This window comes from Variovorax paradoxus (genome assembly GCF_030815975.1).
In the GTDB taxonomy this organism is placed as follows: Bacteria; Pseudomonadota; Gammaproteobacteria; order Burkholderiales; family Burkholderiaceae_C; genus Variovorax; species Variovorax paradoxus_N.
This window is the reverse complement of sequence record NZ_JAUSXL010000002.1, coordinates 1,802,150-1,814,424: the sequence shown is the minus strand read 5'-3', so window position 1 is coordinate 1,814,424 and position 12,275 is coordinate 1,802,150. Positions and strand designations below refer to the sequence as shown.

At 67.9% G+C, this 12,275-nt stretch carries 14 protein-coding genes; 8 read left to right on the top strand and 6 right to left on the bottom strand.

Translation table 11 applies throughout. From position 1 onward, the window contains the following. From QFZ47_RS12310 to QFZ47_RS12275, 8 genes are all read left to right on the top strand, one after another. Entirely contained in the window at window positions 1-996 is a 996-nt protein-coding gene (locus tag QFZ47_RS12310; protein ID WP_307658932.1) for a tripartite tricarboxylate transporter substrate-binding protein, read from the top strand. Between the two features lie 456 nt (window positions 997-1,452). Next, window positions 1,453-2,367: a dihydrodipicolinate synthase family protein gene (locus QFZ47_RS12305; RefSeq protein ID WP_307655892.1), complete on the top strand. Its 915-nt coding sequence runs from the start codon at window positions 1,453-1,455 to the stop codon at window positions 2,365-2,367. Between the two features lie 40 nt (window positions 2,368-2,407). Then, window positions 2,408-3,553 (top strand): branched-chain amino acid ABC transporter substrate-binding protein, encoded by a 1,146-nt coding sequence (locus tag QFZ47_RS12300; protein ID WP_307655891.1) that lies wholly within the window; start codon window positions 2,408-2,410, stop codon window positions 3,551-3,553. A gap of 14 nt (window positions 3,554-3,567) precedes the next feature. After that, entirely contained in the window at window positions 3,568-4,503 is a 936-nt protein-coding gene (locus QFZ47_RS12295) for a 4-hydroxyproline epimerase (protein WP_307655890.1), read from the top strand. Between the two features lie 113 nt (window positions 4,504-4,616). After that, the gene (locus QFZ47_RS12290; RefSeq protein ID WP_307655889.1) at window positions 4,617-5,720 is read left to right on the top strand and encodes an NAD(P)/FAD-dependent oxidoreductase; all 1,104 of its coding nucleotides are present in this window, start codon (window positions 4,617-4,619) and stop codon (window positions 5,718-5,720) included. Then, a complete protein-coding gene (locus QFZ47_RS12285; protein ID WP_307655888.1) occupies window positions 5,717-5,968 on the top strand; it encodes a (2Fe-2S)-binding protein in 252 nt (83 codons plus the stop codon). The genes QFZ47_RS12290 and QFZ47_RS12285 overlap by 4 nt, the downstream gene beginning before the upstream one ends. Continuing rightward, window positions 5,965-7,260 carry an NAD(P)/FAD-dependent oxidoreductase gene (locus QFZ47_RS12280; RefSeq protein WP_307655887.1) on the top strand — a complete coding sequence of 432 codons (1,296 nt, stop codon included), beginning with the start codon at window positions 5,965-5,967 and terminating at the stop codon, window positions 7,258-7,260. The genes QFZ47_RS12285 and QFZ47_RS12280 overlap by 4 nt, the downstream gene beginning before the upstream one ends. Before the next feature lie 32 nt (window positions 7,261-7,292). Continuing rightward, the gene (locus tag QFZ47_RS12275) at window positions 7,293-7,961 is read left to right on the top strand and encodes a GntR family transcriptional regulator (RefSeq protein ID WP_307655886.1); all 669 of its coding nucleotides are present in this window, start codon (window positions 7,293-7,295) and stop codon (window positions 7,959-7,961) included. 31 nt (window positions 7,962-7,992) lie between these two features. Here QFZ47_RS12275 and QFZ47_RS12270 read toward each other — a convergent pair whose 3' ends face one another. The 6 genes from QFZ47_RS12270 to QFZ47_RS12245 form a co-directional block, all read right to left on the bottom strand. Further along, window positions 7,993-8,316, bottom strand: a complete 324-nt coding sequence (locus QFZ47_RS12270) for a hypothetical protein (protein WP_307655885.1) — start codon at window positions 8,314-8,316, stop codon at window positions 7,993-7,995. An 87-nt stretch (window positions 8,317-8,403) separates the two neighbouring features. After that, entirely contained in the window at window positions 8,404-8,574 is a 171-nt protein-coding gene (locus QFZ47_RS12265; protein ID WP_175543319.1) for a hypothetical protein, read from the bottom strand. Window positions 8,575-8,670: 96 nt separating this feature from the next. Next, complete coding sequence (gene dbpA, locus QFZ47_RS12260; protein WP_307655884.1) at window positions 8,671-10,110, bottom strand: ATP-dependent RNA helicase DbpA; 1,440 nt, start codon at window positions 10,108-10,110, stop codon at window positions 8,671-8,673. A gap of 89 nt (window positions 10,111-10,199) precedes the next feature. Next, window positions 10,200-10,472 (bottom strand): translation initiation factor IF-1, encoded by a 273-nt coding sequence (gene infA, locus QFZ47_RS12255; protein WP_015867950.1) that lies wholly within the window; start codon window positions 10,470-10,472, stop codon window positions 10,200-10,202. Between the two features lie 61 nt (window positions 10,473-10,533). Continuing rightward, window positions 10,534-10,794 carry a hypothetical protein gene (locus QFZ47_RS12250; protein ID WP_015867949.1) on the bottom strand — a complete coding sequence of 87 codons (261 nt, stop codon included), beginning with the start codon at window positions 10,792-10,794 and terminating at the stop codon, window positions 10,534-10,536. A gap of 388 nt (window positions 10,795-11,182) precedes the next feature. Continuing rightward, window positions 11,183-12,238, bottom strand: coding sequence for a sugar phosphate isomerase/epimerase family protein (locus QFZ47_RS12245; protein WP_307655883.1), 1,056 nt, complete (start codon window positions 12,236-12,238; stop codon window positions 11,183-11,185). Between the last annotated feature and the right edge of the window lie 37 nt (window positions 12,239-12,275).

The window sequence follows — 12,275 nt, the reverse complement described above, 5'->3', positions numbered from 1 at the left end:
ATGAAAGCGGCCAACCCGATGACCTCCACCCTGTTCACCCGGCGTTCGCTGGCTGTCCTTGCAGCCGCCGCGGCACTCGGCGCCTTCACGTTCGCGCACGCGCAGCAGCAGCGCGTGATCCACATCGTCGTGCCCTTCGGCACCGGCGCGGTGCAGGACACGGTGGCGCGCGCCTTCAACGCCGAGCTGGGCGCGGCGCTCAATGCCAGCGCGATCGTCGAGAACCGCGCGGGTGCGGGCGGCACGGTGGGCGCGGCTGCCGTGGCCAAGGCGCCGGCGGACGGCAACACGCTGGTGCTCGCGGCCGCGAGCCACAACATCGCGGGTTTCCTGTACAGCAAGCTCTCGTACGACCCGCTGAAGGATTTCGTGGGCGTAGCCAACATCGGCAACGCGGGCTATGTGCTGGCGGTGGCGAGCGGGCTCAACGTGTCGAACACGGCCGATTTCATCAAGGAGGTCAGGGCCAACCCGGGCAAGTACAACTACGCCTCGGCCGGCAACGGCAGCGCCACGCACCTGGCGATGGCGTCGTTCCTCGCCAAGGCCGGGCTGCAGATGACGCACATCCCGACCAAGTCCACGGGCGAGGCAGTCAACGAGGTGCTGGCGGGCCGCGTGCAGGCGGTCATTTCGTCGAGCATCGGCGTGATGGGCTTCCAGGACGATGCGCGCCTGAAGCTGCTCGCTTCCACCGGCCAGGCGCGCAGCCCGTTCCTGCCAAAGCTGCCGACGGTCGCCGAAAGCGGCCTGCCGGGCTACGCCTTCGATTCGTGGATCGGCCTGCTCGCGCCGGCCGGCACGCCCAAGGCCGAGGTCGAGCGCCTCAACGCCGCGGCCAACAAGGTGCTGGCCGAGCCGGTGATCCAGGAGCGCTTCAAGCGCCTGGGCGTGGAGCCGCGCACGCAGAGCGCCGAAGAGTTCCAGAAGCTGCTGCGCGCGGACTGGGATGCGATGGGGGCGGTGGTGAAGGCTTCGGGGGCGAAGATCGACTGAACGGGTCGCTCCTGACCTTGGCGCTGTCGTGCACGGCGCTGTTGTTCAGGGCGCTGCTGTTCGGGGCGCGTGCACAGGCCACCGGGTGCTCCCCTCCGCGAATGTCCCCCGGCCTGCGGCCTCCTCCTTGATTTCGCTGCGGGCAGCACCCGATGCCCTGTGCACCTGGACACGCTGTGGGTGTACCGCTGATCAACGACCGCTCTGCATAACGATCCCGTCGATGGGGTGCCTTGCGCAGCGAAATCAAGGGGGAGGCCGAAGGCCGGAGGACATTCGCGGAGCAAGGTACCCCGTCGGCGGGAGCGCGCCCTGAACAAAGCGCCAAAGCGCACGACGACCCAGATATCACACAAGACCCCACTCCGAAAGAGCGCTTGCCCCACGCATATCTTGACGATATATCGTTAATATATTTAAAGTACGACCCTTCCCCCCATTTCCAGGAGCGATCACGTGACCCAACCCCGCTGGCAAGGCATCTTCCCCGCCATCACCACCAAATTCCACGCCGACGAGAGCATCGATGCCGAAGGCACCGCGCGCCACATCGACTTCCAGATCCGCAACGGCATCCACGGCCTCGTGACCTGCGGCTCGCTGGGCGAAGCCAGCACGCTCACGCTCGAAGAGAAGTTGCAGGTCGCGAAGATCGCGCTCGAAGCCGCCGACGGCCGCATCCCGGTGCTGGCCAATGTGTCGGAAACGAGCACGCGCGAGGCGCTGCGCTATGTGGACGGCGCCAACAAGCTCGGCGTGGCCGGCTTCATGGTGATGCCTTCGGTGATCTACGTGGCCGATGCGCGCGAAGCCATGCTCAATGTGCGCACCATCGCCAGTGCCGCCCAGAAGCCGATCATGGTCTACAACAATCCGGTGGCCTACCGCGTCGACCTGAAGCCCGAGCACATGCTGGAGCTGGCGGACTGCGAGTGGATCGCTGCCATCAAGGAGAGCTCGGACGACATCCGCCGCATCACCGACCTGCGCAACACGGTGGGCGATCGCTACCAGCTGTTCCTGGGGGTGGACGACCTGGCCTACGAAGGCCTGGCGCTGGGCTGCGACGGCCTGCTGGCCGGCGTGGGCTGCGCGTTCCCGCGCGAGACGGTGGCGCTCTATGACCTGATGAAGGCCGGCAAGTTCGCCGAGGCGCTGAAGCTGTACCAGTGGATGACGCCGATGCTGCACCTGGATGTGTCGACCAAGCTGGTGCAGAACCTGAAGCTGATCGATGTGCTGGTGGGCGTGGGCAGCGAGCACATGCGCCGCCCGCGGCTGCCGCTGGTCGGTGCGGAGCGCGCGGCCATCGAGGCCATCGTGAAGAAGGCGCTGGCCACGCGGCCTGCGCAGTACCAGTCGGTTATGTAATAACAGCGCTCTTTTCATTGTTCCCAACCTAGGAAGAAGCATGAAGACAAAAGCAAGCATGGTTCCACTTCTCGGCGTCGTCGGCCTCGTGGCGCTGGCCATCGCAGGCCAGGCGCATGCGCAGCAGGAGCAGGTCGTCAAGATCGGCCACAGCGGCCCGCTCTCGGGCCCCAATGCCTTCGCGGGCAAAGACAATGAAAACGGCGTGCGCCTGGCCATCGAGGAGCTCAACGCGAAGAAGATCGCGGTCGGCGGCAAGACGCTGAAGTTCGAGCTGGTGTCCGAAGACGACCAGTGCGACGCCAAGTCCGGCGTGAGCGTGGCGCAGAAGCTCGTGGACGACGGCGTCAAGTACGTCATGGGCCCGTACTGCTCGGGCGTGGCGATTCCGGCGTCGCGCATCTATGCCGAAGGCGGCACCATGGTCTCCACCGTGGGCACCAACCCGAAGGTCACGCAGGGCGGCTACAAGAATCTCTACCGCATCATCGCAAGCGACAACCAGATCGGCTCCAGCATGGCGGTGTACGCGGCCAAGGAGCTGAAGGTGAAGAAGGTCGGCGTGATCGACGACCGCACCGCCTTCGGCCAGGGCCTGGCCGAAGAGTTCACCAAGGAAGCGAAGAAGCAGGGCCTCACGATCGTCGGCCAGGAGTTCACGACCGACAAGGCCGTGGACTTCACCGCCATCCTCACCAACATGAAGGCCAAGGCGCCCGAGGCGATCTTCTTCGGCGGCTACGCGCCGCAGGCCGCACCCATGGCGCGCCAGATGAAGCAGCTCGCGGTGCCCGGCAAGCTGCTGGGCGGCGACACCGTCTGCAGCCCGGCCACCGGCAAGCTCGGCGGCGACGCGGTCAACGACCTGGTGTTCTGCGCGCAGGGCGGCTCCATCCTCGAGAAGGCGCAGAGCGGCCCGGCCTTCAAGGCCAAGTTCAAGAAGCGCTTCAACGCCGACGCGGATGCGTACGCTGCCTCGTACTACGACCAGGTGCTGTTCATCGGCGAGTCGATGCAGAAGGCCAACTCCATCGATCCCGACAAGGTGGGCGCACAGCTCTACAAGGACACCTACAAGGGCGTGGCCGCCACCTATGCCTACGACGACAAGGGCAACATGAAGCAGGCGCCCATCACCGTCTTCACCTTCAAGAACGCGGCCCCGGTGCCCATCGCCAGCTACTGAACGGACGACGCCCCATGCAGCGCATCCAGATCATCGATTCGCACACGGGCGGCGAGCCCACGCGCCTGGTCATCGGCGGGTTTCCCGATCTGGGCGGCGGCCCCATGGCCGAGCGCCGCGCGCTGCTGGCCGAGCGGCACGACAAATGGCGCGCGGCCACCGTGCTCGAGCCGCGCGGCAGCGACGTGGTGGTCGGCGCGCTGCTGTGCGAGCCTGTGTCGAGCGATGCCGCCGCGGGCGTGATCTTCTTCAACAACACCGGCTACCTCGGCATGTGCGGCCACGGAACCATCGGCCTGGTCGCGAGCCTCGCGCACATGGGGCGCATCGGCGTGGGCGAGCACCGCATCGAAACGCCCGTGGGCACGGTCACGACCACGCTGCATGCCGATGGTTCGGTCAGCGTGCGCAATGTGCCGGCCTACCGGCATCTGCACCAGGTGGCGGTGGCGCTGCCCGGCCATGGCACGGTGCGCGGCGACGTGGCCTGGGGCGGCAACTGGTTCTTCCTGGTCAGCGAACACGGCCAGCGCGTGGCGAGCGACAACCTCGCCGCGCTGACCAGCTACACCACGGCATTGCGCCGCGCGCTGGCGGCGCAGGGCATCACGGGCTCGGGCGGCGCGGAGATCGACCACATCGAGCTCTTCGCCGAGGATGAAGACGGCGCCGACAGCCGCAACTTCGTGCTCTGCCCCGGCAACGCCTACGACCGCTCGCCCTGCGGCACCGGCACCAGCGCCAAGATCGCCTGCCTTGCGGCCGACGGCAAGCTCGCGCCGGGCGAAGTGTGGACGCAGGCCAGCGTGATCGGCAGCCGCTTCGAGGCCAGCTACGCGCTGGATGGCGGCCAGGTCATTCCGACGCTGCGCGGCCGCGCGCACATCAGCGCCGAAGCCACGCTGCTGATCGACGACAACGATCCTTTCGGATGGGGCATCCGGACATGAAGCTCGCCCCCAGTCTTCGCGCACCTCGTGTCGCTTCGCCAACCCCCTGCCGAGGGCAACACCGGCGGCCCGGCAAAGCGGGCTCCGCGGTGTTCCGCGACGTGCAGTAGGCCGTGCACGCGGATGTCATCGTCATAGGAGCCGGCATCGTCGGGGCCGCCTGCGCGCACGCGCTGGCGCAGGCCGGCCGCCGCGTGCTGGTGCTCGATGCGCGCATCGGCGGCGCCACCGGCGCGGGCATGGGGCACCTCGTGGTGATGGACGACAACCCCGCCGAACTCGCGCTGAGCCGCGATTCGACCGCGCGATGGCGCGTCCTCGCGCCGCACATGGACGAGGGCTGCGCGTACAGCGCCTGCGGCACGCTCTGGATTGCCGCCAACGAAGAAGAAATGGCCGAGGCCGAGCGCAAGCAGCAGCGGCTGCGTGAACACGGCATCGACAGCCGCCTGCTCGATGCGCCTTCGCTCGCACGCGCCGAGCCCGCGCTGCGCAAGGGCCTCGCGGGCGCGCTCGAAGTGCCCGGCGACGGCATCCTCTATGCGCCGAACGCGGCGCGCTGGCTGCTCGCGCAGGGCGGCGCTTCGGTCCGCGTCGAGCATGCGAAGGTCGATGCGATCGAACACGACGGCGCGCTGCGGCTCGCCGACGGCAGCCGGCGCAGCGCCCCGCAGATCGTGCTGGCCAACGGCATCGAAGCCACGACGCTCTGCCCCGAACTCCCGATCCGCCCGAAGAAGGGCCACCTGCTGATCACCGACCGCTATCCGGGCACTGTGCACCACCAGCTGGTCGAACTCGGCTACGTGACCAGCGCGCACCACAGCGACGGCGATTCGGTCGCTTTCAACGTGCAGCCGCGGCCCACGGGCCAACTGCTGATCGGCTCCTCGCGCCAGTTCGACACCACCGATCCGGCGGTCGAAGCGCCGATGCTCGCGCGCATGCTGCAGCGCGCGATCGGCTACCTGCCGGGGCTCGCGGACCTCAATGCGGTACGCTCCTGGACCGGCCTGCGCGCCGCCACGCCCGACGGGCTGCCGCTGCTGGGCAAGCACCCGTGGCGCCAGAAGCTCTGGCTCGCGGTCGGCCACGAAGGCCTGGGCGTGACCACAGCGCCGGGCAGTGCGCACCTGCTCGCGGCGCTGATGACCGGCGCCGCACCCGGATTCGACGCGGCGCCCTATGCGCCGCGCGGCTTGCTGGAGACGGCATGAGCACTCCTGTGCTGTTGCTGCACATCGACGGGCAACCCGTCCGCGTGAAAACGGGCAGCTCGGTCGCCGCCGCATTGCGCGTGGCCGGCGGCATGGGCGTGGCGCGCAGCTCCGTCACGGGCCAGCCGCGCGCGCCGTTCTGCGGCATGGGCGTGTGCCAGGAATGCCGCGTGCTGATCGACGGCCGGCAGAGGCTCGCCTGCCAGGCGGTCTGCGCCGAAGGCATGCGCGTGGAGACCTCGGAATGACGGCCCTGGCGCTGGAGCATTGCGATCTGCTGATCGTCGGCGCAGGCCCCGCCGGCATGGCCGCGGCAGTGGCGGCGGCACCGAGCGGCGCATCGATCGCCGTGATCGAGGACAACCCCGCGCCCGGCGGGCAGATCTGGCGCGACGGCCCGGGCGCCGCCTTGCCGCCCGCTGCGCGCAAGTGGCGCGATGCGCTCGAGCGCCACGCCAACATCCGCGTGTGCAGCGGCACGCGCGTCGTCGCGGCGCCTCTGCGCAACGAACTGCTGCTCGAAGATGCCGAACGCGGCTGGCGCATGCAGTGGACGAAGCTGATCCTCTGCACCGGTGCGCGCGAACTGCTGCTGCCGTTCCCGGGCTGGACGCTGCCCGGCGTGACGGGCGCGGGCGGATTGCAGGCGCTCATCAAGGCGGGCCTGCCGGTCGAAGGCGAACGCATCGTGATTGCGGGCAGCGGGCCTTTGCTGCTCGCCGCTGCGGCCACGGCGCGCGCGGCGGGCGCCAAGGTCGTGCGCGTCGCCGAGCAGGCTTCGTTCGCAGCGGTCGCAGGCTTTGCCGCCAGCCTGCTGCGCTGGCCGCGCAAGGCCGCGCAGGCGGTGGTGCTGGCCGATCCGCAGTACCGCACTTCGTCGCGCGTCGTCTCGGCGATGGGCGCCACGCAGGTCGAATCGGCCCGGCTTCTTCAAGGCGATCGCGAAGTGGCTATCGCATGTGATCGCGTGGCCTGCGGCTTCGGCCTCACGCCCAACACGCAGCTCGGCCGGATGCTGGGCTGCGCCCTCACGCCCGCCGATGCCGGTGCACAGGCGTTGGCCGTCGATGCGCTGCAAACGACCAGCCTGCCCGGCATCTACGCGGCCGGCGAATGCACGGGTTTCGGCGGCAGCGAGCGCGCGCTTGCCCAAGGCACCATCGCCGGCCATGCGGCCGTCGGCAACGAACGCTCAGCGAAGCCGCACGAAGCCGAACGCACCCGCTGGAATGCCTTCGCCGCGCAGCTGCACCGAAGCTTCGCGCTGTCCCCTGATATCCGTCGGCTGCCACGGCCGGACACCCTCGTCTGCCGCTGCGAAGACGTGCCGTTCTCGGCGCTCGCCGATTGCAGCGGCTGGACCGACGCCAAGCTCCATCGCCGCTGCGGCATGGGCGCCTGCCAGGGCCGCGTCTGCGGCGATGCGGCGCAGTTCCTGTTCGGTTGGACGCCGCCCGCGCCACGGCCGCCGCTCTCGCCCGCGCGCATTGCCACGCTGGCCGGCCTCGCGGTCCCTGATGACGATGTGGACCGACAATGAAGCCGAAGAAGCAGCAGCAGCAAAAGAAAACAATGCCCCCCCCGAAGACCGCGCCCCGCCCCCAGCCCAAGCGACGGGCCGCCGACCTCGCCTACGACGCGATCGAGACGCTGCTCTCCACGCTGCAGCTGGAGCCCGGCAGCCAGATCGTCGAAGCCGACCTGGCCGAGCGCACCGGCCTCGGCCGCACGCCGGTGCGCGAGGCGCTGATGCGCATGGTGTCGATCGGCCTCATCGTGCAGCAGCCGCGCCGCGGTCTGCTGGTGTCGACCATCGACCTGGCCGACCACCTCGACGTGGTCCAGACCCGGCGCGTGCTCGAACGGCTGATCGCGGCCTGCTCGGCGCGCCGTGCCACCGCGCTGCAGCGCAAGGAGATCGTGCGCTGCGCCGAACTGATGGTGAAGGCGGCCCATCGCGGCGACCTGAACGACTACATGCAGGCCGACCGTGCGCTCGACTTCGTCAACCACCAGGCGAGCCACAACGATTCGGCGGTGAAGGCGGTGACCCCGCTCATCGTTCAGTGCCGGCGCTTCTGGTACGCCTACCAGCACGAAGGCGAGATCGTGGAAGGCGCGAATGCGCACCTCGAACTCGCCCAGGGCATCGCGACCGGCGACGAAGCCGCGGCCATCGCGGGCGCCAACCGCCTGATGGACTATCTCGAGCTTTTCGCCCGGAAGATCATCGACAAATAAGCCTTGGACCGCACGGCGACGCGCCGGGGATCTACGCTTCGGCCGGCGGTGCCGGCTCGGGTCCGGGCCAGCCCAGCAGTTCGGCCAGCCGCTGCACGATCCAGCCGGCCTCGGCCACGGACACGCCGGCTTCGGGCGTTGCAAGCCCGGCATGGATGCGCCGCAGGATCTCGCTCTCCACCGGCACCTCGGTGTGGTGCTGGATCTGCGCATGGCCCACGAGGTGGCTGGCAAGGTCTTCGCAGATCTCGTAGCGCTCGCGCACCACGGCGATCGGCTCGCGTAGGCGCTGGCGCGCGTCGCTGTAGACCGCGAAGAACGAGGGCGGGATGAAGATCTGGTTGTCGTCGGACATGGCCGCCTTGGTTTTAGCGGGCCCAATGACAAAACGCGCCCGGGGGCGCGTTCGTCGTGGCTCCGAAGAAAGAGCCGCGGGGCTGGATCAGCCGCCCTTGGTGGGGCGCTTGCCCGGGTTCTTCTTGCTGCGCGTGGCGGTGCCGCGCTCGAGGCTGATCTTCTGGCCGCCACCGGTGCGAGGCGCGGTGTAGCCGGGCATGGGAGTCGGCTTCGGGCTGGCAAGACGGTCGGCTTCGGTACGGATTTTCTTGGGCATGGAAAGCTCGGATAAAAAGGATGTTCGACCCCCGATTAGGCCACATCGGCAGATTTCATCTGCCAAGCGCCGAAACGGAGGGCCATGGGAGGGATGTCAGGTCGACTGCGGTGTCAGCAGGCGCACCCTGACGCTCTTGCCTTTCACGCGGCCGTTGTCCAGCTTGCGTGCGGCTTCTTCGGCAATGCTGCGGTCCACCGCAACATAGGTCGAGTACTCGTTGACGTTGATCTTGCCGACCTGGTCCTTGGCATAGCCGCAGTCGCCGGTCAGCGCGCCCAGCACGTCGCCGGCGCGGATCTTTTCCTTGCGCCCGCCCACGATCTGCAGCGTGGCCATGGGCGGCGCGAGCGGCGCGCCCGTGGCCGGCGTGAGCTCGGCCAGTTCGTGCCATTCGGATTCGCGGCCCTGCAGCTGCTCGATCTTGCCGACGCTGCCCATCTCGTTCATGCTGGCCAGGTTCAGCGCCAGGCCTTCGGCGGCGCCCTGCTGGCCCACGCGGCCGGTGCGGCCGATGCGGTGGATATGGATTTCGGCGTCGGGCGTCACGTCGACGTTGATCACCGCTTCAAGGTGCGAGATGTCGAGCCCGCGCGCGGCCACGTCGGTGGCCACCAGCACCGAGCAGCTGCGGTTGGCAAACTGCACCAGCACCTGGTCGCGCTCGCGCTGCTCCAGTTCGCCGAACAGCGCCAGCGCGCTGAAGCCCTGCGCCTGCAGCACCTCGACGAGATCGCGGCACTGCTGCTTGGTGTTGCAGAAAGCCAGCGTGCTGACGGGGCGGAAATGGTCGAGCAAGAGGCTCACGGCGTGCAGCCGTTCGCTGTCCTTCACCTGGTACCAGCGCTGGCGGATCTTGCTGCCTTCATGCTGCGCCTGCACCGTGATCTGCTGCGGGCTCTTCATGAACTGCTGCGCGAGCTTGGCGATGCCTTCGGGGTAGGTGGCCGAGAACAGCAGCGTCTGGCGCTCCTTCGGGCACTGGCGCGCCACCTTCACGATGTCGTCGAAGAAGCCCATGTCGAGCATGCGGTCGGCTTCGTCGAGCACCAGCGTGTTGAGCGCCTCGAGGTTCAGGTTCTCGCGCTCCAGGTGGTCCATGATGCGGCCCGGCGTGCCCACCACGATGTGTGCGCCGTGCTCCAGGCTGGCAATCTGCCCGCGCAGCGCCACGCCGCCGCAGAGCGTGACCACCTTGATGTTTTCCTCGGCGCGCGCCAGGCGGCGGATCTCGGTCGTGACCTGGTCGGCCAGTTCGCGCGTCGGGCACAGCACCATCGCCTGGATGGCGAAGCGGCGTGCGTTGAGGTTGGCGAGCAGCGCCAGCGCAAAGGCGGCGGTCTTGCCGCTGCCGGTCTTGGCCTGCGCGATCAGGTCCTTGCCGAGCAGCGCCGGCGGCAGCGCGGCCGCCTGGATCGCCGTCATCTGCGTGTAGCCGAGCTGCGTGAGGTTGGCCAGCATCTGGGGCGAGAGCGCCAGCGTGGCAAAGCCGTTGTCGGCCTGGGGGCCGCCGGCTGTGGAAGGGGATGTGGTCATCGTTTTGCAGCCGAACGGCCGCAACAAAAACAAAGGCCTCGCCAAGCGCCCGTCGCACGGCGCTTGCAAGGCCCTTCGTCCGTCGCGGATCAGCGGCGAGGTGCGTTGTTGTTGCCGGAGTTGGTCGGCGGCGGGCCGCGACGCTCCAGGTGGCGGAAGGTGATACGGCCCTTGGTCAGGTCGTAGGGCGAGAGTTCGAGCGACACCTTGTCACCCGCCAGGATGCGGATGTGGTGCTTGCGCATCTTGCCGCCGCTGTAGGCGATCAGCTGATGGCCGTTGTCGAGCGTCACGCGGTAGCGCGAGTCGGGCAGGACTTCGGTCACTGCGCCGTTCATTTCGATCAGTTCTTCCTTGGGCATGTGTGATTACCTCTGAATTCTCGTTCGATGTGTGTTGGATATGAAGATGGGCGTGATTGTTTCAGCCCGCGCACGGCAAAGCGAGCGGCGCGCTGCGGGGGTGGCGTTCGCGCACCCAGCCGAGGCCCTGGGCGACGGCATAGCGTGCGGCGGCGGCGTGGCTGGCAAAGCGCGGCGTGAAACGCATCACGCGGTCGTGCATGCCGCTGCCGCGGCCGGAGCGGATCGAGACGGACGCGGCGAAATTGCCGTCGTCCTGATGGCGAATGAGCGGAGAAACAAGGTACTTGCCCACCGCGATACTGTGTTGAATGATGTCCATGAAGCCTGGGCACCCTGCGCGAAAAGTGTGCGCAAAATGCCAAAAAAATAATTGAAAACGGGCGTGGGCCGGCCGGAATGGCGCGGCGGACGCGCTATTCGCTTCAACAAGAACGAAGGCAGTGGTGGCAATCATGGGCGCCCGGTCTGGCGCTCCAACACACTGTGAAGCCGGCTTGAAAGAAAGAGGCCTGAAAAATCCAAGGGACGGTACAGGTCAGCCGGCGGAGTGACGAAAAGTGCTTCGTCGTGGTATCGAAACGAACCCGACATTATAGCGCGCGGGGCATGACAGTTGCTTGCCTTAAAAACAACGTATCGGTGAATCAGGCATCAAACACCCGCCGGCCAAGTGTTTGATGCTATCAAAAATATAGCTGAAAAGCGCCTCAGCCGATCCCGAGCACCCGCTTGTTCGCGGCCACGTCCACGCCGCCCGCCGCAAAATCGTCGAAAGCCCGCTCCGCCACGCGGATGATGTGGTCGGCAATGAAGGCCGCGCCCTCGCGCGCGCCGTCCTCGGGGTGCTTGATGCAGCACTCCCACTCCAGCACCGCCCAGCCCGGAAAGTCGTACTGCGCCATCTTCGAGAAGATGGCGTTGAAATCCACCTGCCCGTCGCCCAGCGAGCGGAAACGCCCCGCGCGGTTGATCCAGCTCTGGAAGCCGCCGTACACGCCCTGCTTGCCGGTCGGGTTGAACTCGGCGTCCTTCACGTGAAAGATCTTGATGCGCTCGTGGTAGTGGTCGATGTAGGCCAGGTAGTCGAGCTGCTGCAGCACGAAATGGCTCGGGTCGTACAGCAGGCAGGCACGCGGATGGTTGTTCACGCGCTCCAAAAACATCTCGTAGCTCACGCCGTCGTGCAGGTCTTCGCCCGGATGGATCTCGTAGCCCACGTCCACGCCCGCCGCGTCGAAGGCATCGAGGATCGGGCGCCAGCGGCGCGCGAGTTCGTCGAAGGCCTCCTCGATGAGCCCCGGCGGGCGCGGCGGCCACGAGTAGAGGTACGGCCAGGCCAGCGCGCCCGAGAAGGTGGCGTGCGCCGCGAGCCCCAGGTTGGCCGAAGCCTTGGCCGCGAAGTGCAATTGCTCCACCGCCCACTGCTGGCGCCGCACCGGGTCGCCGCGCACCTCGGGCGCCGCGAAGCCGTCGAAGCCCGCGTCGTAGGCCGGATGCACCGCGACCAGCTGGCCCTGCAGATGGGTCGACAGCTCGGTGATCTCGAGCCCGTGCACGGCGAGCGTGCCCTTGACTTCGTCGCAGTAGGTCTTGCTCTGGGCGGCCTTCTTGAGGTCGAACAGGCGCGCGTCCCAGCTCGGGATCTGCACGCCCTTGTAGCCCAGCCCCGCGGCCCAGCCGGCAATGGCGTCGAGCGAATTGAACGGCGCTGCGTCCCCGGCGAACTGGGCCAGGAATATGGCCGGGCCCTTGATCGTTTTCATGGCTTGTCTTCCTTCTTGGTCGTGGCGGCGTTGAAAG

Bases quoted from the DNA above. Each gene is read 5' to 3' on its own strand.
- QFZ47_RS12265 (WP_175543319.1), bottom strand. From the start codon at position 8,574: ATGCCCAAGAAAATCCGTACCGAAGCCGACCGTCTTGCCAGCCCGAAG.
- QFZ47_RS12285 (WP_307655888.1), top strand. From the start codon at position 5,717: ATGAGCACTCCTGTGCTGTTGCTGCACATCGACGGGCAACCCGTCCGC.
- QFZ47_RS12245 (WP_307655883.1), bottom strand. From the start codon at position 12,238: ATGAAAACGATCAAGGGCCCGGCCATATTCCTGGCCCAGTTCGCCGGG.
- QFZ47_RS12300 (WP_307655891.1), top strand. From the start codon at position 2,408: ATGAAGACAAAAGCAAGCATGGTTCCACTTCTCGGCGTCGTCGGCCTC.
- QFZ47_RS12270 (WP_307655885.1), bottom strand. From the start codon at position 8,316: ATGTCCGACGACAACCAGATCTTCATCCCGCCCTCGTTCTTCGCGGTC.
- QFZ47_RS12275 (WP_307655886.1), top strand. From the start codon at position 7,293: ATGCCCCCCCCGAAGACCGCGCCCCGCCCCCAGCCCAAGCGACGGGCC.
- infA (WP_015867950.1), bottom strand. From the start codon at position 10,472: ATGCCCAAGGAAGAACTGATCGAAATGAACGGCGCAGTGACCGAAGTC.
- QFZ47_RS12250 (WP_015867949.1), bottom strand. From the start codon at position 10,794: ATGGACATCATTCAACACAGTATCGCGGTGGGCAAGTACCTTGTTTCT.
- QFZ47_RS12295 (WP_307655890.1), top strand. From the start codon at position 3,568: ATGCAGCGCATCCAGATCATCGATTCGCACACGGGCGGCGAGCCCACG.
- QFZ47_RS12310 (WP_307658932.1), top strand. From the start codon at position 1: ATGAAAGCGGCCAACCCGATGACCTCCACCCTGTTCACCCGGCGTTCG.
- QFZ47_RS12280 (WP_307655887.1), top strand. From the start codon at position 5,965: ATGACGGCCCTGGCGCTGGAGCATTGCGATCTGCTGATCGTCGGCGCA.
- dbpA (WP_307655884.1), bottom strand. From the start codon at position 10,110: ATGACCACATCCCCTTCCACAGCCGGCGGCCCCCAGGCCGACAACGGC.